This window comes from Archangium sp. (genome assembly GCF_036388035.1).
Taxonomy (GTDB): Bacteria; Myxococcota; Myxococcia; order Myxococcales; family Myxococcaceae; genus Archangium.
This window is the reverse complement of record NZ_DASVSO010000816.1, coordinates 1-21,102: the sequence shown is the minus strand read 5'-3', so window position 1 is coordinate 21,102 and position 21,102 is coordinate 1. Positions and strand designations below refer to the sequence as shown.

The following is a 21,102-nucleotide window of genomic DNA, read 5'->3' as shown; positions in this document are numbered from 1 at the left end:
CTTCGACAACAATGCCCTGCTGGGCAACGTCATCGTGGTCAACTGAGAGCGGCATCGGAACGCCAACAGCCGCCCCGGGGGTCTCCCGGGGCGCGCTGTGCCGAGCCCAGCCATGGTGTCCCGGCCACACGGGGCCGAGCTCCTCACGCGAAGGCGGCGCTGCGCAGGAGCATCACGTCAGCGAAGTCCCGGCGCTGCGGCGCGAGACACAGCGCCCCCTGTGACACCTGCTCGAGGAAGTGCTCGCCGTAGTCGTGGCGGGGGCCCGAGGCGTACACGGTGATGTCCCGGGCCCGCGCGAGGTCCCCGAGCGTCCGGGCCACCGCGTGCGCCACCTCTCCCCAGAAGGGGAAGTACAGATAGAACGCGGTGCCGTCCGACAGGTCCACATCGCGGACATCCGCGTGGATGAACTCCAGATTCGGCAGCGCGAAACGCTCGCCATTGCGGCGCGCGGACTCGACGTACGTCTGGCCGTACTCCACGCCCTTGACCCGGGCGGAGCAGCTCGCCGCCACGGTGATGGCGAACTTCCCGTTGCCACAGCCCAGGTCGTAGACCGTGTCGTGCTGCTCGGGACTCGTGAGGGAGAGGAAGTCGGAGATGCGCTGGGCCCGCGAGGCCAGGTTCACCTGACCGAACGGGGGCCGGTTCTGGCCGGTGGTGATGCGGGAGATGCGCAGCAGGCCCTCGAGCCAGTCATCCGCCGCCGTGCTCGCGCGGTCAGCCGCCTCGGTGAAGCCGAGCCCCTCCCACCGCTCCCGGAAGCGGGCCGGTGCGAGGTCTCCCGCGCGAAGCTGCTGGGCGAGGTCATCTCCGGCCGCATCCAGCGCCTCGGTCACCGAGTGTGCACGCGCCTCCAGCGCCCCCCAGAGGGCCTGGAGCTCCGGACGTGCCCGCACGTCGAGAAGCAACAGGTCCGGCTCCACGTTCTCCTGCAAGAAGGAGAACCGCTCGAAGAGCTCCCACAGCGCGCCCAGGTCCAGGGTGCTCGAAGCCTTCGAGGCCAGGAGGGTCTCGGCGCGCTCCACCCACCAGGGGACGGCGCAGGGGGTGGGGGAGGTGGGCATGGCGAGGATGGTGTCAAACAGGCCGGCACCTGTCCAAGGCCCTATGCTCGCCTGCTTACCAGGAGAAGTGCACCGTGCCCTCGAAAGCTCCCAGCAAGAAAACGGCGAAGCGCACCGCGCCCGCGCCTGAGAACGTCGAGACCTTCCTCGCGTCGCTCGCGCATCCGTTCAAGCAAGAGATTCTCGCCCTGAGGCAGGCGATTCTCGGTGCCGATCCCCGCATCGCCGAAGGCATCAAGTGGAATGCGCCGAGTTTCCGTACCTCGGAGTACTTCGCTACCTTCCAGCTTCGAGCGAAGGACGGCGTGCAGGTCATCCTGCACCTGGGTGCGAAGAAACGAGAAGCGTCGGTCTCCGGCATCGCGGTCGCCGACCCGGAAGCGTTGCTCGAGTGGCTGGCCAAGGACCGGGCATCGCTCAGGTTTCGGGACTTGAAAGACATTGACGCGAGACGCTCCGCCTTCGTGACGTTGATCCGCGAGTGGATCACGCACGTCTAGGTCCATGCCAACCCGGCCGTCCTGGGGGGGTGGGTGCTCGGCGCACCGTCCCTGACGTAGAGTGTCGGCCGGGGAGGTTGGATGAACATCCGTTTGAACCGCCGGGTCGTCGTGTTCCTCGCCGTGGGGCTCGTCACGGGCCTCGTGGGCTGGGTCACCTCGGACGTGTGCGTCTCCGCCTGGGCCTTCCAGGGCGTGAAGGTGCCTCGCTGCCCGGATGGCCGCTTGCGGCAGACCGTGGAATTGAGCCTCGACGGGCTCGCCCGCGAGACCACCGGCACCGTCTCCGTCTCCGCCGAGGCCCTGGGCGTCGCGGAGCCGTCCTGGAGGCTGAGCGCCCCGGTGCGCCGGCTGGAGGCCTCGCTCTTCCTCGTGGACGCCGAGGGCAAGGAGTCTCCGCTCCCGCCCGAGGGGCCCTGGGCGCGGCGGGACACCGGCTTTTCCCTGCACGCTCCGGTGAAGCTGCCCGCGCTGCCGGACGGGGACTACAAGCTGCGCGCCCGCGTCACCACGCCGCTCGGCACCGACACCGTGGATGCCCCGCTGTCCCTCTACGCCCCCGCTCGCGTCCACCTCCTCACGGACCGGCCCCTCTATGAGCCCGGCCACGAGGTGCGCTTCCGCGCCATGGTGCTGCGCGCGAAGGACCTCGCTCCCATCGACGGGCGCCCGGGCACGTGGTTCGTCACCGATCCCTCCGGCGAGGTGGTGCTGGAGCAGCGCTCCCCGGCGGGCCCGTGGGGCGTGGTGGCCGGCACCTTCCCGCTCGACCGGGGCGCGCCCACGGGCCGGTGGACGGTGCGCTGGACGAGCGGCGCGGCCTCCGGCGAGGCCTTCTTCCAGGTGAAGCCCTTCACCCTGCCGCGCTTCCGGGTGGAAGCCCACAGCTCGCGGCCCTTCTGGCGCGCGGGCGACGCTCCCGTCGTCGAGGGCCGGGTCGTCTACAGCTCGGGGGCACCGGTGGCCGACGCCGCCGTGGAGGTGTCCTGGAATGCCTCTGGCGAGTGGCCTCCGCCCACCGCGTGGCTCGACGAGGAGGCGAAGGACGGGCTGCCGCGCAAGGCCCGCACGGATGGCTCGGGGCGCTTCCGCCTCTCCCTGCCGCGCGTGCCCGAGGACCTGCGCGGCCAGGTCACCCTCTCCGCGGCGCTGTCCGCCACCGACCCCGCGGGCGACCACGTGCAGGGCGGAGCCTCGGTGCTGCTCGCCGAGGACGCGCTCTCCGTGTCCACGGTGACGGAGCTGGCCGATGGCCTCGTGGAGGGCTACAGCAACCGCGTCTACCTGCGCGCCACCACCGCCGATGGCCGGCTGCTGCCCGGCACCGAGCTCACCGTGAAGCGCGCGTGGGACGCTCGCGACGAGGGCGTGCGCGCGGTGACGGACGAGGACGGCGTGGCCGCCTTCCAGCTCGACCCGGGCCCGCCCGTCAACGTCGTCCTCCCCCCCATGCCGGTGCGCCCCGAGCCTCCGCCGCCTCCGGTGTCGCTGAGCGGGGTGAGGAATCTCCTCGCGGACTCCGCCGAGGTCGGGCTGGAGGACCAGCTCGCCCTGGAGCGCTGGCTGGAGGCGCTCCACCCCTGCGCGCGTTACGTGTTGGCCGAGAATGGCTCCACCCAGGTGAACCTGGGTGTGCGCGTGGCCGCGAGCGGCGCGGTGGTGGACGTGGCGTCGGACGGCTCGCTGGTGGGAGATTGCCTCGCCCCAGTGGTGCGCGGGCGCTCGCTGCCGGCGGGCCCCGAGCGCATGCTGGCACTCACCCTGGACGTCTCCGACCCTGGTCTGCCCTCGCTCTCCTACCAGCTGAGCGACATCACGGGCTCGCCCGATGAGCTCCAGACGGTGCTGAACTTCGCCTCGCTGGACGCGCGGGCGTGCCTGCCTCAGACCGTGTCGGTGCCCGTGGCGCTGCCGGCCGTGCTCACCTGGCGCACGCGCGAGAAGCGGCGCGAGGTGGAGGTGGGCTGGGTGACCCTGCCCCAGGAGGAGGGCATGCTGTCCTCGGCGTCCCTGTCCTGCATCCAGTCCCGCTTCACGCGGCTGGTGCTGGACTCGGAGCAGCGCAACGCCATGGGGGTGGCGCGCTTCATGGCCTACCCCCCCCACGGCGACTCCGAGGACTCCAGGCCCCAGGAGACGACGCTGCTCGGCTACGAACTGAAGGTGAGCGCGAAGGCGGGCAAGGACGAGCTGGGCTCGACGAAGCTGGTGCTGCGCCCGACGCAACTGCCGCCCACGCGCCTGCGGGCCACCCCGGTGCTGGCACGCGCGGGCGAGGAGGTGCGCTTCGAGCTGCTGCGCGGCCCGGGCTTCAACGGCGCGCTGCCCCACCAGCTCTACCTCCGCGTGGGGGACGAGACGCTGGAGGCGGACGTGGAGAAGCCCGGCTCGGTGGCGCGCTTCCGCCTGCCCGCGAACTTCGAGGGCTGGGCCGAGGCCTCCTGGGCGGGCACGTTGGCCCGGGTGTACGTGGCGCCGCGCGCGCAGCTCTCGCTGGAGGTGGCCCCGGACAAGGCGGCCTACGCGCCCGGCGAGCTGGCCCACCTCCAGGTGCGCACGCGCGTGGACGGCAAGGAGGGCCCGGCGGCGGTGGGCCTCTTCGGCGTGGACGAGAGCCTGTCGCAGCTCACCGCCCTGCCGGGCCCGGACGCGCTCGACAAGGTGCGCCCGGCGCCCACGGTGTCCTCGCCGGCCTTCGGCGTGCTGGACGGCACGGCGCTCGCCATGGGGCGCATTCGCGGCGCCAACGCGGCCGCCGCCACCCTGCTGCGAGTGGGCGAGGTGCCTCCGCGCGAGGGCGGGGCGCCGCCGGTGTCGCTGGCGGTGCGCAGCACGTTCGACCCGGACGTGGAGCTGACCGAGCCCTTCTACCGGGTGCTCTCGGAGCTGACGGTGCAGGTGCGCGCCTGGGAGCAGTCGGCGCCCGAGGGCGAGACGCTCTCGCCCGCGGGCATGGCGAAGCTGTGGGACCAGGCGCTCGAGGCCTGTGAGAAACGCGGCGAGGCGGTGACGGATGCCTATGGCCGCGAGCTGAAGCTGTCGAGGCTGCCGCCGGAGTTGCTCTCCCTCACCGACCCGCGGGCGGTGGTGGTGAGCGGCACGCGGCTGCCCGAGGACGTCGAGAACTGGGGCGCGTGGGTCGCCCGGGAGGCGCCATGAAGCGCTACTTCGTGTTGGGTGGGGTGTGCCTCACGGTGGGTTTCTTCATGAGCACGTGCCTGCATGATGCCAGGCGGCTCTTCGGTTCTTCCTCCAACGCGCTGGCCGGGAGCTACGAACCCGGGGTGCGGCTCCAGAAGAAGACCCTCCGGAGCTTCGGTGCGGCGTCCGAGGAGGGGATGGAGATGGAGGCGGCTGCCGCTCCCGCTCCCGCCATGTCGGCCCCCCTGGCGGACCAGGAAGTCGCCCAGGACATCGGCTCCGCTCGGGGTGGAGGAATGCCCCAGGAGAGGCCGAGGCCGCGGTCGGTGCTGCCTTCCGAGCCCGGTGCTCCGCCCGGAGAGGCGCCCGCCACGCCCGGACGGGCCTGGTTCCCCGAGACGTTCCTCTTCGAGCCCCTGGTGGTGACGGACGCGTCCGGCTCGGCCTCGGTGCCGGTGAAGGTGCCGGACCGGCTGACGAACTGGCGGGTGCTGGCGCTGGCGCACTCGCGCTCGGGGGCACAGGCCGGGACGGTGAGCGCCTTCGCGGGCACGCTGCCCACCTACGTGGACCCGGTGCTGCCTCCCTTCCTGCGCGCCGGAGACGTGGTGCGCCTGCCGGTGCAGGTGGTGAACACCACCGGGGCCTCGGTGACGCGCTCGCTGAAGGTGGAGGCGCGGGGCGTGGCGGTGGAGGGCGGCTCGCGCACGGTGACGGTGCCCGCGGGGGGCAGCGTGGTGGAGTACGTGACGGTGCGGGCGGCACAGCCGGGGCCGGTGACGGTGCGGGCCTCGCTGGGCGGCACGGACTCGGTGACGCGCTCCTTCGACGTGTGGCCCACGGGCCGGCCGGTGACGGAGACGCGCGGAGGCACCCTGGCCGCGCCGCGCACGCTGGAGCTGGCGGGCCCCGCGGACGCGGTGGCGGGCAGCGAGCGGGTGCGCCTGCTCGTCTACCCGGGCGCCCTGGGCGTGCTGCGCGCGGAGCTGGACGCGGCGGCCGGGCGCGGCGGCGTGGCCGAGGACGCCTACGCGCTGCTGCTCGCCGGCCGCGCGCCGGAGCTGCTGAAGTCGCTGGGCGGCACGGCGGACGCGAAGGAGCTGGAGCGCATGGCGGCCCTCGCCGGGCAGCGGGTGCTGCGGGCCGGCCGCGCGCCGGACGTGGCCACCGCGGCCCTGCTGGCCGAGGCGGCGCTGGGGCACCCGGACAACCCCGTGCTGTCGCGCCTGGGGGAGCGCCTGTCCTCGCAGGTGGCCTCGGCCCAGCGGCCGGACGGCACCTGCCAGGGCGCGGATGGCTGGACGCTCCAGCGCCTGCTGGTGGCCACCGCGGACTGCGCCCGGACGGTGCGGGCCGGCGCGGGCTCGACCGAGGGGGGACGCCGGGCCTCCGCCTTCCATGCCCGCGCGGCGGGCGCCTTCGAGCGCTACCTGTCGCGGGTGAGGGATGGCTACACGGCGGCGGCAATCCTCGCGAGCGGCGGCGTGTCCGGCTCGGTGCGGGACACGCTGCGCAAGCAGGTGCGCGAGGCGTTGAAGAAGCGGCCGGACGGCTCGGCCTTCCTGCCGGTGGAGGCCGACGTGGTGCGCGCGGACGGACTCCCCCCCTCGGAGACCGAGGCCACCGCGCTCGCGGTGCTGGCGCTCGCCGAGGACAAGGAGGCGCCGCTGGCGGACCTGGGCACCTCGCTGCTCGCGGACTACCGGCCCGAGCGCGGGTGGGGAGATGGACGCGCCAACCACGTGGGACTCCGGGCGGCGCTGGCGCTCTTCAAGGAGCCGCTGCCACCCCAGGTGCGGGTGGTGCTGGAGCGGGACGGCAAGGTGGTGACGGAGGGGACGCTCGACGCGAAGGCGCTGCGCGAGGTGCTCGCCCTGGAGGGGGCGGTGCCCGGCTCGGCGGGGGCGCACACGTGGACGGTGCGCGCGGAGCCGGCGGTGCCCGGGCTGGGCTTCTCCCTCACGCTGGCGGCCTACGTGCCGTGGCGCGCGCAGGAGGCGGGCCGGGGGCTGGAGCTCGCGGTGAAGGGCCCGGCCGAGGCGAAGGTGGGCATGCCGGTGGAGCTGACGGTGCAGGCGGCGTCGCCCTCGGGCATGGGGCTCACGCTGCGCCAGGGTCTGCCCGCGGGCGTGCAGGTGGACCGTCCGAGCCTCGATGCGCTGGTGCGCGAGGGGCGGGTGTCGGCCTACGAGGTGGAGGATGGGGCGGTGAGCCTCACGCTGCCGCCGCGAGGCGCGGCCGAGCCCTTCAACGCCCGTTTCAAGGTGGTGCCCACGCTGGCGGGCTCGCTGCAGGCGGGGGCGTCGAGCCTCACGCCGGTGGGCCGGCCGGACCTCGGGGTCCACGTCCCGCCGAGCACCTGGGCCGTCCGCTGAGCCCTCTTCCCCGAGCTGAAAGAGGGCGCCAGGAACAACCACCTGGCGCCCTCCCTCACGGCTCAGGCACTACTGCGCGTTGAAGACGAGGTCATCCACGTCCGTGTAGGAGCTGCCGCTCGGGCACGTGCTCGCGGAGCCGCCGTAGCGGAACACGCCGCGCACCACCGCGCGGGCGGTGCTCCCCGAGGGCAGCGTGTACGTCTTGGAGAGTACGTGCGAGCCGGCGCCGGTGGCCGGCACCGTGCCGATGAGTGTCCAGCTCGGCGCGTTGGCATCCGGCGCGTAGTAGAGGTCCAGGGCGTCCAAGGAGTAGCTGGAGAACCCCCACACCGTGGCGTCGATGCGCACCGTCTTCCCCGCCGCGAGCGTGGTGCCGTCGAGCGTGGACACCTTCAGCCGATCCAGCGACTCGTCGGAGTGGTAGGAGCCACCAGTCCCGTCGGTGCAGGTGTCCACGGTGTTGGGCGCGTTGGCCTCGGGCCCCAGGCTGGCCCGGCCGTTGAGCAGGGTGCCCGAGTCGCAGGAGATGCCCGCGGAGCCGCACCGGGGCGCGCCCAGCATGGAGTCATAGGCCGCCATTCCCGTTGCAACGGGGTTGTTGACCGTCACCTGCACCAGGGTGCTCTGCCCCACGTTGCCCGACGCGTCGTGGGCGGTGACCTTCAGCGTGTGGGTGCCGTTGGGGAGGCCCACCGTGTTCCACGAGATGGAGAACGGTGCCGTCGTGTCGCTGAGCAGCAGGTTCGCCCCGTCATAGAACTGGACCCAGCTCACGCCCACGTTGTCGCTCGCGGAGGCGGAGTAGCTGACGGTGCCGCTCACGGTGGCTCCCGCCGTCGGCGCGGTGATGGACACCGTGGGTGCCGTCGTGTCCCGGATCACCGTGACGGTGACGGGGGCGCTCGTGGTCGAGTTGCCCATCGAGTCGAAGGCCTTGGCCGTCAGCGTGTGGCTGCCGGTGGCGACGCTCGCCAGGTTCCACGAGTAGTAGTGCGGAGACGAGGTACTGGTGCCCAGCAACGTCGCCCCGTCGAAGTACTGGACCCGGCTGACGCCCACGTTGTCGCTCGCGGAGACGGAGATCGTGGTAGTGCCCGCCTGCGTGGAGCCCGAGGTGGGCGAGGTGATCGACACCGTGGGAGGCGTCACGTCGTTGGCCATGGTGATGGTGACGGGAGCGCTCTGCCCCGCGTTGCCCGCCGCGTCGTAGGCCTTGGCCGACAGCGTGTGGCTGCCGTTGGGAACACCCATCGTGCTCCACGTCATCGAGTACGGAGCGCTCGTGTCGGTGCCCAGCAGGGTCGTCCCGTCGAAGAACTCGACCCGGGAGACACCCACGTTGTCGCTCGCGGAGGCGGAGAGGGTGGCCCACCCGCCGCTCAGCGTGGAGCCCGAGGTGGGCGAGGTGAGCGACACCGTGGGAGACGTCACGTCGTTGACCACGGTGACGGAGACGGAGGCGCTCTGCCCCGCGTTGCCCGCCGCGTCGTAGGCCTTGGCCGACAGCGTGTGGCTGCCGTTGGAGAGGCCCGCCGTGTTCCACGAGAGCGAGTACGGCGGGGTGGTGTCGGTGCCCAGCAGGGTCGTCCCATCGAAGAACTCGACCCGGAGGACGCCCAGGGCATCGTACGCGGAGGCGGAGAGGGTGGTGGTGCCCATCACCGTGGCTCCCGTGGCCGGCGCCGTGAGGGAGACCGTCGGTGCCGTCATATCGGGAAGCACCCTGAAGACCAGGTCGTCGTGGTCGTCGAAGTCGCCCGAGCCGCAGGGGGCCTGGGACCCTCCATACCGGAAGCGCGCCCGCACCGCCTGCACCGCTCCCGCGGGGAGCGTCCGGAGGATGGACAGGGTCTGGTCTCCAGACCGCGTGGGGCCCAGCGTCGCGAGATGGGTCCACACCGGGTTGGTGGCATCGGCCGCGGCGTAGAGGTCCAGGGACTCCATCGAGTAGGAATAGATGGCCCGCACGGTCACCGCGATGTTCACCGACTTGCCCACCTCCAACGCGCTCCCGTCGGTGGTGGAGATGCGGATGCGGTCGACGTACGTGTCGTAGTAGCCCAGGCCGTCCGCGCAGGAGCCCTGGAGGGTATTGGGCGGGTTGAGCTCGAACTCCACGGTGCCGCGCCCGGTGAGGTACGAGCCCGAGTCACAGACGGAACCAATCGTGCCGGTCATGCCGCACCGGGGCACCTGGAGCGTGCTGTCGTAGGTGGCCGTTCCCGGCTGGCTCACGGTGATGGAGACGCTGTGCGTCCCCAGGTTGTTGTCCGGGTCGAACGCCTTGGCGACGATGCTGTGGGGGCCACCGGGCACGTTGGCGAGGTCCCACGTCATCGAGAACGGCGCGTCGAAGTCAGTGCCGAGGTACTTCCTGCCGTCCCAGAACTCCACCCTCGATACGACTCCGCGCTCATCCACGGCGTCCGCGGACAGGGTGATGACTCCCTGCTGCGTGCTGTCCGCCGCGGGCGAGGTGACGGTGACGGTGGGAGCCGTCTTGTCGTTGTCCACGATGACGGAGACGGGAGCGCTCGTGCCCACGTTGCCCGCGGCGTCGTACGCCCGGGCGGTCAGCACGTGGGGACCGTTGGCCCCATACCACTGGGTGTACCAGGAGAGGGAGAACGGGGCGGAGGTGGCGGTGCCAATGAGCGTGTCGCCATCGAAGTACTCCACCCGCTTCACGCCGTAGTCGTCCGAAGCGCTCACGGTCAGGATGACCTCCCGCTCGACCGAGGCGCCCTCCGAGGGCGAGGAGACGGTGACGAGGGGCGCCGTCACGTCGTCGACGTCGAGCAGCAGCACCTCCGCGCTGGCCAGGGGCCCATAGGTGCTGATCCCCCTGCCGCCCACGACGAGCACGCGCCCGTCCTGAAGCACGCTGGCGGAGTGACCCGATCGCGGTTCCTGCAGGATGGCGCCGAGACTCCAGGTGCCCGTGGTGGGGTCATACACCTGCGTGACGCCCATCTGTGAGTCGTAGCTCGAGTTGTTGCCACCGCCCGCGATCAGCACCCGGCCATCCGGAAGCACGCTGACTGTCGCATCGAGGCGCACCAGCGGGGGCGTAGCGGTGGGGCTCGAGGAGTCCGTTGCGGGGTCATACACCTCCGCCAAGGGCTCGTAGCCACCGGTGACCAGGACGCGGCCATCGGGTAGCGGGGCCACGAGCGGGGGGTACACCGCGGAGACCATCGAGCCGGTCGCGGTCCAGGTGCCCGTGGCGGGATCATAGAGGTCGTGGGTGTAGTTCTCCTTGCCGCCGGCAGCCAGGACCTTCCCGTTGGAGAGCCTCAGCAGGCCGTGGAGTTCGCGTGGAGTCGTGAGGGAGCCAGTGGGCGCCCAGATGTCGGTGGCCGGGTCGTACAACTCCGCGCTCACCAGGGAAGGACCGCCACCGCTAGCGAGCACACGACCGTCGGAGAGGAGGACGGTCGAGTGATTGTACCGGGCGGTGTTCAGGGAGCCCGCGCTGCTCCAGGTACCCGTGGCGGGGTCATACAGCTCGGTGGTGCCAAGGGTTTCATAGTTCGGGGACCAGCCCGCGGACACCAGCACCTTGCCCGAGTCGAGCAGGGTGGCGGAGTGGTGCATCCGCCCTGTCGCCAGGGAACTCGTCGTGGCCCAGGTGCCCGTCGCCGGGTCGTACACCTCCGCACTCGAGAGCATTCCCACCTGGTAGTTGATGCCCGCCACCGCCAGCACCCGGCCGTCGGCGAGGACGGTGGTGGTGAGGTCGCCACGCGCCAGGGAGAGCGAGCCGGTGGTGCTCCAGACGGGGTCCAACACCGCCGGGTACTTCACCGACTCGTCGTTCCACGCCACGCGCACACGGCACTGGCGGGAGCCGGGCACCGTCACCGGTCGCTGCCAGGGGGCCGAGGCGCGGGTGTCCACCGCGCACCCCTCGACGGAGACGTGCGCCTGGGTGACGCGGCCGTCCGCCCCCACGAGGTACGGCGGCGCCATGCGCAGGCGCGGGGCCCCGCTGCCGTCCAGCACCTCCAGGGTGTCCTCCACGAGGCGCAGGCCCGCCGAGCCCGCCCCCAGCGACAGGCCGTAGCGCACCTCCGGCACGGACGGGGCGCGCTCGAAGGAGAGGTAGTCCTCGGTGCCCTCGGGCGTGAAGCGGTGCACCACGTCCGCGCCTCCCGGGTACGCATCCGGGTAGACGACGTAGCCGTCCACCACCTCGGCCTTCGCCGCGCCCGCGCCCTCGAGTGTCACATCCATCGTCAGCCCGGAGGCGAGGTCCTTCACGCGGAAGGGCCGCTGCGCCACCTCGGGCAGCACCACACGCGCCGGGCGCCGCGAGTCCCCACGCGAGGGCTTCTCCACTTTCACCGAGAGCCCCCCCTCCACGCGCTCCACCCGCGCCTTGCCTGCGGGCGGGAGCACGGCACGCGGCTCGGCTCCCTCCTGCTTCACGTTCATCCGATGCGAGCGCAGCCGCTCCACCACTCCGGCTGCCTCCTGCTGCTCGGGTCCCGCGGATGTCTGGCACCCCGGTCCCGCCAGGATGCACAGGCCCGCGAACAGACCCACCCCCGTACGTCTCTTCAAGGTTGTCATACAAAACAGGTAACACGGCTCCCTGACATTTCTCCACGCCAACCCCGATAAATCTCCTCAACGTGGAAGGATAAGAAAAACCTGATGTCGGGTTGCATCGAGAGGAGCAGGCTCGTATCAATCCCGGGCATGGGAAGGATATCGGGAGCCCGCAACCGGGATCATGACGAGACGCGTGCGCGGCTGGTGCAGACGATCGCCCAGCAGTTGCTCGCCTCGGGTGGCACGCACCCGAGCCTGCGGATACTGGCGGAGGGCGCCGGGGTGGACCCTGGCACGCTGCGGCATTACTTCGGCGATCGCCGAGGCGTGGTGCAGGCCGCGTTCGAGTACCTGCTGAAGTTCGGCCAGGAGCGCCAGGCCTGGGCGAGGTCCCTGGCGGAGCGGCCGGCGAGAGAGGCCTTCAAGCAGTTGTTGGAGCAGATCTCCACCGCGTGGTCGGGGGCCCTGGGCGGCATGCACGCCGCGGGCTTCGCGGAGGGCATGGCCGACGCGGGACTCGGGCAGATCTACGTCTCCTCCATCCTCGAGCCCACGCTCAGCGCCGTCGAGGAGCTGCTGATCATCTTCCACACGCGGGGCGAGCTGTCGGTGCCGAACGCGCGCGTGGCGGCGCTCGCGCTGATGTCACCGGTGCTGCTGGCACTCTTCCACCAGCACCAGCTCCAGGGTCGCCGCTGCCGTCCGCTGGTGCTGCCAGACTTCGTCGAGGCGCACCTCGAGGGCTTCCTGAAGGGTTACGCGAAGTAGTCCAACGTCAGTTCAACTTCAGTTCAATCGGGAGTCCGTGATGACTTCATCGCGGTTGTTGTCGACGTGTGTCCTGGTGTCCGTCCTCGTGGGCTGCCGTGGGGGAGGGGATGTTCCCACCGTGCCGGAGAAGGTGGTGGGCCACTGCGTCTATACGAACAGGTTCAGTTCAATGGAGGAGTGCCGCGACTACGTCGGGGAGTGGAGCGAGACGGCCGCGACGGAGGACTGCGAGGACCAGGGCTCAACGGTCGTGCTGGGCTCGGCATGCGAGCTGGAGCAGCGGTTGGGCTATTGCTTCCTGGGTGGAGAGGACGAGCGGTGGACGCGCATTTCCTTCCCCGGTGTGGACGCGGAGCAGTGTGGCTCCATGAAGCGCGGGTGTGAGCTCTTTGGCGGCGGGGTGTTCGACCCGGCGCCCCTCTGTGGCGGGAAGGTGGAGGACTCGGGAGGCGGGACGGGGCTCCCGACGTTCCAGCAGCCGGTGCTCACGTGTAGGGAGCCCAAGCCCGGGGAGCCGTCGGGGAGGTCGCCGGGTGGTCAGGTCTGCACGTGGGAGATGATCTCCGGCGCCACCGAGCCTGGCCGCAGCTTCATGGACTACGCGAGCTGCGATCGCGTGCGCACGCAGCGCCCGTACTACCCGGTGCCTCCCGCCGAGGATGCCACCCGGGAGGATGCTCGCCTGAAGGATCCGACGTACGTGGCGGAGCTCAACTGGGTGAGGTCGCAGATCGAGTCGACGGCCTGCATCTGCTGTCACTCGACGCGCGCGCCCCGAGGCCCGTCCAACTGGTACGTCGAGTCGCCCGGGAACTTCGTCAACTCCTTCTACCCACGCGGCCTGGCCATGGGCGCCGGGTGGATCAACACCGTCGGCTTTGGCGCCTACCGGCCCGAGCACAACAACGGCTTCTCGCGCGCGTCCCCCGAGCGCCCGAATGACCCCATCTTCGTCACGACGGATGCGGCGCGGATCGCCCGCTTCTTCGAGGCCGAGCTCGCCCAGCGTGGCTACACGCGCGAGGACTTCGCCGGCCAGACGTATGGCGCGGGCCCACTGGATGAGCAGCGCTTCTATCGGCCGACGGCGTGCGAGCGGGGCGAGGGCGTCGGCGCCGATGGCACCCTCACCTGGAAGGGCGGCAAGGCGCGCTATGTGTACGTGCTGGAGCAGGAGGCCACGTCGCCGACGGTGCCGCCGAACCTGGACCTGCCCGAGGGGACGCTCTGGCGCCTCGACGTGCCCGCGGCGGGGTCTCCCGTGGAGAGCGGTACGGTGCGGTACGGCGTCGTGCCCACCGGCATGTCGCAGCGCTTCCCCGAGTCCGGCCCGCCCGCGGCGTTGACGAGCGGCAAGTCGTATTACCTCTACGTGCTCGCGGACATCATCGTCCCCATCACGCGGTGCACCTTCACCGCGCCGTGACACGTTCCGCTCGGCGGAGGCTCGCTCAAGGTGTCAGCGGGGGTCCCCGCCGATACCTGTCCCGGGACAGGCCCCAGGCCATGAGGGCGACGAGGATGATGGCGAGCATCGCCACCCAGAGCCAGCTCAGCCCCCAGCGGGTGGTGTCGTAGGGCGCATAGGGCTCTATGGGCTCGCCGGACTGGGCGAGCGCCAGCGCGGGGGTGAGGAAGAGCGACCACAGGAATGCGTACAGCGCGCGGAGTTTCAGCATGTTCCGTCTCCCGCAGCCCGGGTCGGGGCCGGACCGCTCCTGGAACGGTCTTCACCTTCCGGGGGACGGACAAGGCTCGGCTGCTCGGACATGGGGGCCGTGGAAAATTCCCCGGCGCCCCGGAGAGAAAAGTGCCCCGCCCGGCTGCTCGCTCAACAGGCCGGGAGTGGGGCGCCGATGCAAGGGAAAACCCGTCACGGGGGTCCTCCGCAGCCCGACCGGGCAGAGGACCGCCGCTCTGGCGGAGACACGGTGAAGCTCGACGGGGCGTGTGCCTTTGTTACGCTCCGCGACCCTGAATCCCATGTCCATCCGCCGGCTTCTTCCCATCGTTGCGTTGCTGTCGGGCTGGTGCGGCATCGCCTATGAGTTGCTCTACTCACGGCTGCTGACCACCCACCTGGGCGATATGTTCCAGGTCAACGCCGCCATCCTGACGAGCTTCCTGCTGGGCATCGGCCTGGGCTCGTGGGTGGCGCACCGGTTCGTGCGCTGGTTGTGGCTCGTCGAGCTGGGCATCGGCGTGTACGCGCTGCTGGTCGCGCTGACATTCGCCAGTGAGCCCCAGGTCGTGCTCGAGCACCTGCTGCCAGCCTTGGGACACGGCCGGTGGACGGTGGCGTTCACCGCCTTCGTGTTCGCGTTCATGCCGGCGCTGCTCATCGGCTTCTCGGTGCCGCTCTTCTCGATGTATGCCCGGCACCACCTGGGCAACGTCCAGCACTCGGACGCCTTCAACGCCGTCTATTGGATCTATAACCTGGGTGGCGCCGCCTGCGTGCTGGCCATGGAGTACGTCCTGCTGCGCGCCCTGGGCGTGAAGCAGACGCTGCTGCTGCTGGCACTGCTCAACCTGGTGAGCGCGCTGGTGCTCCGCAAGCTGGAGGCGCCTCCCCGCGAGGCCCAGCAGGACGAGCACGAGCCCGTGCCCTTCCGGTGGGTGGCCGCGCTCTTCGTGGCCAGCGCGCTGAGCGGCCTCTACCAGCTCTTCCTGCTGAAGATCACCGAGATCGTCTTCGGGCCCTTCCACGAGAACTTCGCCCTGGTGCTGGCGATGGCGCTGGCGGGCATCGCGCTCGGCACCTGGCGCGTGTACCGGTGGGGGCTGCGCTTCGAGACGCTGCTGCTGGTGGGCGCCGCGGCCGTGGGGGCGAGCATGGTGTTGCTACAGCCGCTCATCCACTTCTGGGGCCACCTCAACGTGGCGTTCGGCGTGACGCCGCTGCTCAGCTCGCTGTGCAAGGCGCTGGTGCTCACGGCGATGGGGTTGGTGCCGCTGACGGTGTTCGGCGCCACGGTGCCGGCGCTGCTCGGGCAGCTCAAGGGCGCGCGCACCACGGCGGGGCGCATGCTCGCGGTGTCCAGCTTCGGCAACTGCCTGGGCTACGTCCTGTCCGTCGTCGTCCTCTACGAACACCTCTCGTTCCTCACCCTGGCGTTGCTCTTCCCCGCCGGGTTGTGGCTGCTGGGGCTCCTCGCTCGCGAGGGCTCGTGGACGCCCCGTCTGGTGGCGCGGCTGCTGCCGGCGCCGCTCCTCGTGCTGCTCGGGCTGACGTGGTCCGAGACGCTGTTGCAGCTCTCCTACCGGGACTTCGTCTCCGCCGACACCCTCAAGCGCACCCTGTCCGGCGTGCGTGAGACGGAGCTCCTCAAGCGCTTCGACAGCGCGCTCAGCCTCGTGCGGGACGCCCAGGGCGAGCAGTCCGTCATCATCAACGGCTACCGGTCGCTGGTCTCCTCGCGCTCGGGCCACACCAACATCAGCGAGCTCATCGTCGGCACCTCGCCCGCGCTCTACGCGCCCAGGCGGGAGCGGGCGCTGGTGCTCGGGGTGGGCACCGGCATCACCGCGGGCGCCACCGCCAGCCTCTTCGCGCACACGGACGGCGTGGAGATCAACCCGGCCGTGGCGGCGGCGCTCCCGCGCTTCTCGGCCAACAACCTCGGGTTGGCGCAGCGGCCCGGCTTCCAGCTCCTCCTGGAGGACGGGCTCACCGCGCTCGCCCGCACCGAGCAGCGCTATGACGCCATCGTCAACACCGTCACCAGCCCGCTCTACTTCTCGTCGAGCAAGCTCTACACGCGCGAGTTCTTCGAGCTGGTGAAGAGCCGCCTCACCGACGGTGGGGTGTACTCGATGTGGTTCGACTCGCGCGTGCAGCCCGAGGGCGCGCGCATCGTCTTCGAGACGCTGCGCCAGAGCTTCGCGGACTGTCACTTCGTGTTCCTCACCTCCGTGTACACGCAGATGGTGTGCGGCAAGCAGCCACTCACCCCGCGTCCGCTGCCCGAGGAGGCATGGCCGAAGGACCTCGTGGCCCTCTACGAGGCGCACCAGCTCGGCATGGGCATGAACGAGCTGTTCTCCCACCTCATCCTCCGCGAGCACCAGCTCTTCGAGACGGACTGGGAGGCCTCCCTCAACACCTTCGACCAGCCGGAGCTGGAGTTCGTGATGGCCTCGGCCTCGCTCACCCAGCAGCAGCAGGCGAAGCCCTGGTCTCCGCTGATGCTCGCGCAGGTGAACCTGACCGTCCCTGGCCTCTCCGGCGAGCCGCTCACGCGCGACACCCTGGGCACCCGCTGCTTCGCCCTCCACGCGGTGAGTCGCTCGCTCGATCCCATGTGCAGGCAGCTCCTCACCGAGGGCGGGCGCAAGCCGCTGCCGCTCTCCTACGTGGAGCGCATGCTCGCCCGCGGGGACGAGGACGATGCGCCGCGCACCCGCATGGCCATGGCCGCGAGCCTGGTGGACAACGGCCAGTCGGAGCGGGCCCTGGCCGTCCTCGATGGGCTGGAGAAGTCGCTCGGAGGCGACCTGCGCTACCAGGAGATGCGGCTCGGCTTGATGCTCCAGCTCGGCCGCGAGGTGTCGGACGAGGCGCTCCTGCGCCTCTATGAAGGAGGGCCCCTGGTCCCTGGCGTGCGCCGCATCCTCGCGCGGGTCGCGGCCCAGCGCGGGCTGAACGTGGAGGCCCTCGCCCACCTGGAGTTCCTCGGGAAGCTGGGGCCGATGAGCCCTGAAGACCAGGCGCTGCGCCAGGCGCTGCGTCAGAAGCTGGCGGGAGGTAACGCGCCGTGAGCGGCACCCAGAATCGTGCGTGGTTGGGATTGAAGGTCGCGACGGTGCTCTCGGGCGCCGCCGCGTTGATCGCCGAGACCCTGTGGGTCCGCTCGCTCTCCAACATGGTGGGCTCCACGGTGGAGGCGGCCTCGACCACCTTCGCGGCCTTCCTGGTGGGACTGGCGCTCGGGGCGTGGCTGGCGGGCCGCAAGGCGGACCTGCTGCACCTGCCGTTGCGCGCGTATGCCCTGGTGGAGGTGGCCATCGCGTTCACCGCGGGTGCGGCTGGACTCGTGCTGTTCCTGGTGCGTGACACGCTCATCATCGGCGGAGACGTGCAGGGGCTGGCGCGCGTGGGCCTCATCTTCTTCTTCGTGCTCGCGCTGGTGCTGCTGCCCACGCTGCTGATGGGCGCCACCTTCCCGCTGATGGTGGCGGCGGCCCGCCGCTCGGGAGCCCAGGTGAGCGGGGTGAACGTCCTCTATGCGCTCAACACCCTGGGCGCCTCGCTGGGCACCATCGTCTGCGGCTTCCTCATGCTGCCCACCCTCGGGGTGCGGGGCTCGGTGGGCGCGGGGGCCCTGCTCAACCTGCTCGCGGCCGCCGTCTGCCTTCCGGCGCTGCTCGCGCGTTCCACGCCCGAAGCGGCTCCGGCTCCGGCTCCGGCTTCCGAGCCCACCCCGGAGCCGGCCCCGGCTTCCGAGCCCGCGTCGGAGTCCCCCTCGCTGCCCCAGTGGATGCTGCTGACGGTGGCGACGACCAGCGGCCTGCTCACGCTGGGCGTGGAGGTGGCGTGGATGCGGCTGTCCAGCTACTTCCTGGGCAATCGCGTGTATGCCTTCAGCATGCTGATGGCGTGCGTCCTCAGCGCGCTCGCGGCGGGCTCGTGGCTGGCCGAGCGCCTGATGCGCCGCTTCAGCCGCCGCATCCCGGAGGTGATGGGTGGAGTGCTCGCGGTCTCCGCCGGCCTCACCCTGGCCTGCGCGGCGATGTCGGAGTGGTGGATTCATCACCAGGCCGAGCTCGAGCGCGCGCTGCCGGCCAGCAGTGGCGTGTTCCTCGTCGCGCGCATCCTGCAGATCCTGGTGCTGTTGGCCCCGATGATGCTGGCCATGGGCTGCCTGTTCCCGCTCAGCCTCACGGCCTCGCGCCTCACCCAGGAGCGCTCGGGTCTGGCGGCGGGCCTGTTCTACCTGGTGAACACGGTGGGCTCGGTGGCGGGCTCCCTGCTCGTGGGCTTCTGGGCGCTGCCCTCGGTGGGCGTGTACCGCACCATCGGCATCCTGGTGGCCTTCGCCTGCCTCGTGGCCGCGGGCGTCTTCCTGCTCGGCGTGCGCGAGCGCCTGCCGAAGCTGGTGGGCCTGGGCGCGGTGACGCTGGTGGTGACGCTCGTGCCGATGTCCATGCCCGAGGAGCTCGTCACGCTCGGCGCGCACGAGGAGATGGTGTACCGCGATGAGGATCGCTACGGCGTGTTCCAGGTGAACGCGCTGCCGGGCGGGCTCATCAACGTCACCAACAACCACACCAAGCTCATCCACTACCTCGGGGCGGCGAGCACCGCGTACGTGCAGCAGATGCAGGGCCACCTGGGCATGTTCTTCCACCCCGAGGCGAAGACGGCGGTGGTGCTCGGCAGTGGCTACGGCATCACCGCGGGCGCGCTCGGGCTGTATCCGCAGTTGGAGCGGGTGGACGCGGTGGAGATCCTCCCCGCCATGGTGGAGGTGGCCGACATGTTCATGCCCCACAACTTCGGCTACCACCGCAACCCGCGCGTGCGCGTGGTGGTGGACGACGGCAGGCACTACCTCACCCGGTTGAAGGACAAGTTCGACATCGTGTCCATCAACGTCTCGGACCCGCGGCTGCCCGGCGGTTCGAGCCTCTTCCACACCGACTTCTACGACATCGTGAAGCAGCACCTCACCGAGGACGGCGTGGTCATCCAGCACGCCTTCGGGACGGAGACGCGCCTGGTGCTCTCCACGCTGGGGCGCTCGTTCAAGTACGTCCGGTTGTTCCCCGCGTACCAGAATGGCTACAACGTGATCGCCTCGGACCGGCCGCTCGAGGCGGACCCGGCGAAGATCGACGCGCTGGCGAAGACTCCCTCCGTGCGCGAGGCGCTGCGGGGCATCGGGCTCATCGAGCCCCTCCACGCGGGCGCGGTCTTCTCGAAGGGCCTCACGCCCGAGGACGTCCCGAACCTCTTCAACGACCCATCCGTGGCGACCGACGACTTCCCGATGCTGGAGTACTCGTCGCGCGGCGGTGTCGCCGGGATGTTCTTCAGCAACGAGTAGGGCTCAGCCGTTCGGTCCCGACAGGGACGAGTCGTCGGAGGAGGGGCGGAGCCGGCGGACGGCGCGCAGCAGCATCTCGCCGTCGAGCGGGTTGGAGACGTAGCCCTTGGCTCCAATCCGGTGGGCCCGCTCGAGGTCCTCGTCATCCGAGCCGCCGGAGAGCAGCAGGGCGGCGCCGATGCGGGCCTCTCCCGCGAGCAGCCCCTCCATGGCCTGGACGGGGGCGAACACGAGGTCCGCGGGCCCCGTGTGCATCACCTCCAGCGGGGAGGCGACCTTCGTCGGGATGCCGTGCCGCCCGAGTGCTCGCGAGATGAGGGTGGCGGTGACGGGAGGCCACGCGTAGAGGAGGATGGGCGCGCCCGGTCCCGAGGAGGGCGTGGGCTCGAAGGCGGGCTCGCGGGTGTCCTCCTGGATGCCGTAGAGCGCGGTGAGCGCCTGGGCGAGCGCCGTGTCCGAGGCGAGGTGCGGCTCGATACGGGGCTTGCCGGAGACGGCGCGCACCGCGTCCAGCGCCTCGAGCGAGGCCGGAGCGGGGAGGGCGATGTGCAGCACCTCGCGCTCTCCCTTCTCGAGCCGGAGCGGGACGACCCGGTGCCGCCGGGCGATGCGCGTGGGCACCAGTTTGGTGAGCTTCCGCTCCAGCGGCTGGCGCTCCAGCTCGATGGCCTCGATGCCGAGCTGCTGGGAGAGCGCGCGCAGGATGTCGGACTCGGTGCAGACCCCCTCCCGGACGAGCGCCCGGCCGAGCGGCACACGGGTCTCATGGTGGTGCACCAGTCCCAGGCGGAGCTGGGCGCGGTCGATCAGCCCCATCTCCATCAGGATCTCTCCGAGCATGCGCTTGGAACCGAGCTGCATGCCTGGAACCCTGGCCATGCGAGCGCTGCCCGGCGATGGGCGCTCGGGGCTGCCTGCGCCCCGTTGGCCGCTCCCTCGCCGGGCGGAGCGTCAGGAGATGACGAAGGTCGCCTCGCCCCGGAGCGTCACGGCCCGGTACTCCTGGAGCTGCGCCTCGGCGGCGGGGCCTCGCGCGAACCGGCTGCGGGTCATGATGCCCTGCGTGATGATGCGCAGCTCGCCGCCGATCTCCGGGAGGGTCGCCCTCGGAATCACCACGGTGAAGAGCAGCGAGCCCGCGTCGGCATCCGGCTTGAGCGTGATGGTCACCAACGTTCCAAGCTCCGTCTCCTCCTGGCGGATCTCATCTCCGCGCGCGTTCACCTCCCGGCAGGCATCCTGGTAGTGGAGCAGCGGATCGCCGGTGAGGCTGGTCGTCGAGAAGTTGATGGAGACGCCGCTGCCCAGTAACTCGTACTGATTGGGGACGAGCGGCTCGGAGCGGTGGGTCGCGGGTTGCATGAATGCCGATTCCATGGGGGTCCTCTGGGGGGTCAATCCCTCATTGGGGGCAGCCGGAGGTGGCTGCCATGGGTGATGGAGATGTCACTCCCGGGATGTGACGGGCGCTGGCCGCGCGTCAGCCGTGCGTGCCGAGCACGTGCCGCTCCACCGCTCCCGCCACGGCCACCAGCGTCAGGCCGAGCAGGAAGCCCACCATCCGGCCGCGCCGCTCGCTCGGGGTCCGACTGTGGCGCAGCTCCGGCAGCAGGTCCGTGGCGCCGATGTAGAGGAA

12 protein-coding genes are annotated in these 21,102 nt (G+C 71.0%); 7 read left to right on the top strand and 5 right to left on the bottom strand.

The genetic code is table 11. The features are described 5' to 3' along the window. Positions 1-143: 143 nt before the first annotated feature. Positions 144-1,070 carry a class I SAM-dependent methyltransferase gene (locus tag VF697_RS33730; protein WP_331101478.1) on the bottom strand — a complete coding sequence of 309 codons (927 nt, stop codon included), beginning with the start codon at positions 1,068-1,070 and terminating at the stop codon, positions 144-146. A gap of 74 nt (positions 1,071-1,144) precedes the next feature. Between VF697_RS33730 and VF697_RS33725 the strand changes: the two genes are divergently transcribed. From VF697_RS33725 to VF697_RS33715, 3 genes are all read left to right on the top strand, one after another. Then, positions 1,145-1,570, top strand: coding sequence for a DUF1801 domain-containing protein (locus VF697_RS33725; protein ID WP_331101477.1), 426 nt, complete (start codon positions 1,145-1,147; stop codon positions 1,568-1,570). Positions 1,571-1,651: 81 nt separating this feature from the next. Next, entirely contained in the window at positions 1,652-4,729 is a 3,078-nt protein-coding gene (locus VF697_RS33720; protein ID WP_331101475.1) for an MG2 domain-containing protein, read from the top strand. After that, the gene (locus VF697_RS33715; protein WP_331101473.1) at positions 4,726-7,086 is read left to right on the top strand and encodes an alpha-2-macroglobulin family protein; all 2,361 of its coding nucleotides are present in this window, start codon (positions 4,726-4,728) and stop codon (positions 7,084-7,086) included. Before VF697_RS33720 ends, VF697_RS33715 begins: the two co-directional genes overlap by 4 nt. A gap of 69 nt (positions 7,087-7,155) precedes the next feature. Here VF697_RS33715 and VF697_RS33710 read toward each other — a convergent pair whose 3' ends face one another. Next, the gene (locus VF697_RS33710) at positions 7,156-11,655 is read right to left on the bottom strand and encodes an Ig-like domain-containing protein (protein WP_331101471.1); all 4,500 of its coding nucleotides are present in this window, start codon (positions 11,653-11,655) and stop codon (positions 7,156-7,158) included. Positions 11,656-11,793: 138 nt separating this feature from the next. Here VF697_RS33710 and VF697_RS33705 point away from each other — a divergent pair, with 138 nt between their 5' ends. Together VF697_RS33705 and VF697_RS33700 are read left to right on the top strand one after the other, a co-directional pair. Continuing rightward, entirely contained in the window at positions 11,794-12,414 is a 621-nt protein-coding gene (locus VF697_RS33705; RefSeq protein WP_331101469.1) for a TetR/AcrR family transcriptional regulator, read from the top strand. Positions 12,415-12,454: 40 nt separating this feature from the next. After that, entirely contained in the window at positions 12,455-13,843 is a 1,389-nt protein-coding gene (locus VF697_RS33700; RefSeq protein WP_331101467.1) for a hypothetical protein, read from the top strand. 25 nt (positions 13,844-13,868) lie between these two features. Here the strand turns inward: VF697_RS33700 and VF697_RS33695 are convergent, their stop codons facing one another. Beyond that, positions 13,869-14,096 (bottom strand): hypothetical protein, encoded by a 228-nt coding sequence (locus VF697_RS33695; RefSeq protein ID WP_331101465.1) that lies wholly within the window; start codon positions 14,094-14,096, stop codon positions 13,869-13,871. 304 nt (positions 14,097-14,400) lie between these two features. Between VF697_RS33695 and VF697_RS33690 the strand changes: the two genes are divergently transcribed. Next, positions 14,401-17,178, top strand: a complete 2,778-nt coding sequence (locus VF697_RS33690) for a hypothetical protein (RefSeq protein WP_331101463.1) — start codon at positions 14,401-14,403, stop codon at positions 17,176-17,178. Beyond that, positions 17,175-19,466 (top strand): fused MFS/spermidine synthase, encoded by a 2,292-nt coding sequence (locus VF697_RS33685; protein ID WP_331101461.1) that lies wholly within the window; start codon positions 17,175-17,177, stop codon positions 19,464-19,466. The genes VF697_RS33690 and VF697_RS33685 overlap by 4 nt, the downstream gene beginning before the upstream one ends. A 3-nt stretch (positions 19,467-19,469) precedes the next feature. Here VF697_RS33685 and VF697_RS33680 read toward each other — a convergent pair whose 3' ends face one another. Further along, the gene (locus VF697_RS33680; RefSeq protein ID WP_331101459.1) at positions 19,470-20,327 is read right to left on the bottom strand and encodes a hypothetical protein; all 858 of its coding nucleotides are present in this window, start codon (positions 20,325-20,327) and stop codon (positions 19,470-19,472) included. A 90-nt stretch (positions 20,328-20,417) separates the two neighbouring features. Beyond that, on the bottom strand, positions 20,418-20,828 hold the full coding sequence (locus VF697_RS33675) for a hypothetical protein (protein ID WP_331101458.1): 411 nt from the start codon (positions 20,826-20,828) through the stop codon (positions 20,418-20,420). Positions 20,829-21,102: the final 274 nt, after the last annotated feature.

Bases quoted from the DNA above. Each gene is read 5' to 3' on its own strand.
- VF697_RS33695 (WP_331101465.1), bottom strand. From the start codon at position 14,096: ATGCTGAAACTCCGCGCGCTGTACGCATTCCTGTGGTCGCTCTTCCTC.
- VF697_RS33675 (WP_331101458.1), bottom strand. From the start codon at position 20,828: ATGCAACCCGCGACCCACCGCTCCGAGCCGCTCGTCCCCAATCAGTAC.
- VF697_RS33730 (WP_331101478.1), bottom strand. From the start codon at position 1,070: ATGCCCACCTCCCCCACCCCCTGCGCCGTCCCCTGGTGGGTGGAGCGC.
- VF697_RS33700 (WP_331101467.1), top strand. From the start codon at position 12,455: ATGACTTCATCGCGGTTGTTGTCGACGTGTGTCCTGGTGTCCGTCCTC.
- VF697_RS33720 (WP_331101475.1), top strand. From the start codon at position 1,652: ATGAACATCCGTTTGAACCGCCGGGTCGTCGTGTTCCTCGCCGTGGGG.
- VF697_RS33690 (WP_331101463.1), top strand. From the start codon at position 14,401: ATGTCCATCCGCCGGCTTCTTCCCATCGTTGCGTTGCTGTCGGGCTGG.
- VF697_RS33680 (WP_331101459.1), bottom strand. From the start codon at position 20,327: ATGCAGCTCGGTTCCAAGCGCATGCTCGGAGAGATCCTGATGGAGATG.
- VF697_RS33715 (WP_331101473.1), top strand. From the start codon at position 4,726: ATGAAGCGCTACTTCGTGTTGGGTGGGGTGTGCCTCACGGTGGGTTTC.
- VF697_RS33705 (WP_331101469.1), top strand. From the start codon at position 11,794: ATGGGAAGGATATCGGGAGCCCGCAACCGGGATCATGACGAGACGCGT.